This is a genomic window from Streptomyces sp. NPDC050528, assembly GCF_044457795.1.
Classification (GTDB): Bacteria; Actinomycetota; Actinomycetes; order Streptomycetales; family Streptomycetaceae; genus Streptomyces.
The window spans coordinates 1-2,311 of record NZ_JBITHH010000036.1; the positions used below are offsets into that span (position 1 = coordinate 1).

A 2,311-nucleotide genomic window follows, 5' to 3' on the forward strand; every position below is an offset into this window, starting at 1 on the left:
CCGGTTCCGGTGGGTGTGGTGGGTGAGTTGTATGTGGCGGGTGCTGGGGTGGCGCGGGGTTATGTGGGGCGGGTGGCGCTGACGGCGGAGCGGTTCGTGGCGTGCCCGTTTGGGTCGGGTGAGCGGATGTATCGGACCGGTGACCTGGTCAGGTGGAATCCCGATGGGCAGCTTGTTTTTGTCGGTCGTGTGGATGAGCAGGTGAAGGTTCGTGGGTTCCGGATTGAGCCGGGTGAGGTCGAGGCGGTTCTGCGGGCCCACCCGGGGGTTGCTCAGGTTGCGGTGATCGTCCGGGAGGACACGGCTGGTGACAAGCGGCTCGTCGCCTATGTGGTGCCGGTCGAAGGTGTGGTTCGTGAGGGGTTGCCCGGTGTGCTTCGTATGCATGCTGAGCAGCGGTTGCCGAAGTACATGGTGCCGTCGGCGGTGGTGGTCCTGGATGGGCTGCCGTTGACGGTGAACGGCAAGTTGGATCACCGGGCTTTGCCGGTGCCGGACCAGGCCGGGGGCATGGGCCGGGGGCCGGTCACGGTGCAGGAGGAGATCCTGTGTGCCGTCTTCGCCGAGGTCCTGGGGCTCGACCAGGTGGGGGTGGATGACGACTTCTTCCGGCTGGGTGGGCATTCGTTGTTGGCGGTGCGGTTGGTGGAGCGGCTTCGTGGGCGGGGTGTGTCGGTGTCGGTGCGGGCGTTGTTCGAGGCGCCGACGCCGGCGGGGTTGGCCGAGGCGGCGGCGGCCGAGCCCGTAATGGTGCCGGAGAACCTGATCCCGGTGGGCGCGGAGCGGATCACGGCCGACATGCTGCCGTTGGTGGACCTGTCCGACACCGACGTCGAGCGGATCGTCGCCGGGGTCGAGGGTGGCGCGGCGAACGTGGCCGATGTGTATCCGCTGGCACCCCTACAGGAAGGCCTGCTCTTCCACCATTTGATGGCTGCTGAGGGGGGCAAGGACCCGTACGTGACGATGCGGGTGCTGGAGTTCGACTCGCGGGCGCGGCTTGATGGGTTTGCTGAGGCGTTGCAGCGCGTGGTGGACCGGCATGACATCTATCGCACGGCGGTGGTGTGGGAAGGATTGCCGGAGCCGGTGCAGGTGGTGTGGCGGCGGGCGGTGCTGCCGGTGGTGACTCATGTCCTCGACGGTGCCGAGGCTGATTCGGTGGCGGCGTTGGTCGAGTTGGTGGGTTCGGGGATGGATCTGGGGCGGCCGCCGTTGATGGATCTGCACATCGCCCAGGTCGAAGACGGGCGTTGGCTGGGACTCCTGCGGATGCACCACATGGTGCTCGATCACCAGGGCATGGACGTGCTGACGGGAGAGCTGCAGGCGATTCTGGGTGGGCGGGAGGATGAGCTGGCGCCGGCGTTGCCGTTCCGGAATTTCGTTGCTCAGGCTCGGAGTGTTCCGCGGGAGGAGCATGAGCGGTTCTTCGCCGAGCTGCTGGGCGACGTGACTGAGCCGACCGCACCCTACGGACTGATGGATGTCCGCGGCGACGGCACAGAGTCGGTGAGCGGGGTGGTGCCGGTGGCGCAGGAGGTCGTAGACCAACTGCGAGACGTGACGCGCCAGTTGGGGGTCAGCACGGCCACGGTGTTGCACGTCGCCTGGGCACGGGTGCTCGGTGTGCTGTCGGGTCGTGACGACGTGGTGTTCGGCACCGTGTTGTTCGGGCGGATGAACGCTGGTGTCGGTGCCGACCGGGTTGTCGGTCCGTTCATGAACACGCTCCCGGTAAGGGTGCCGAAGAGCCGGATAAGTGTCCGTGCGGCGGTGGAGCAGATGCGGTCCCAGCTCGCGGCGCTGCTGGAGCACGAGCACGCACCGCTGGCGGTGGCGCAGCAAGCCAGCGGCATCTCAGACAACACACCCCTGTTCACCTCACTGTTCAACTACCGCTACATCGGCCACGAATCCTCGGCCCGGGACGTCGACACCGCCCAGGACCGGGATACCGGCACTCGGAGCGTCCTTGCCAAGGAGCGGACCAACTATCCGCTGACGGCGTCGGTCAACGATCTGGCTTCTGGCGAGCTGAGCGTGACCGTCGAGGTAGTCGACTCTGTTGATCCGTATGCGGTGGCGCGGTTGTTGTGTACTGCGCTGGAGAATCTTGTTGCCGCGTTGAGTGACACGTTGAGTGGTGGTTCTGACATCTCCCTGCGTGGTGTGGATCTGCTTGATGCGCGGCAGCGGGAGCAGGTGTTGGTGGAGTGGAACGACACGGCGGTCGAGGGTGTCGACGACGGCACGGTTGTCGAGTTGTTCGAGCGTCAGGTGGTGCGGACTCCGGATGCGGTGGCGGTGG

1 protein-coding gene is annotated in these 2,311 nt (G+C 66.4%); it reads left to right on the forward strand.

Features of this window, described 5'->3' with window-relative positions; translation table 11 throughout:
* Positions 1-18 precede the first annotated feature (18 nt).
* Positions 19-2,311 (forward strand): condensation domain-containing protein (locus ACIBK4_RS50455; protein WP_399006967.1); only part of this gene is annotated, 2,293 nt, incomplete at its 3' end.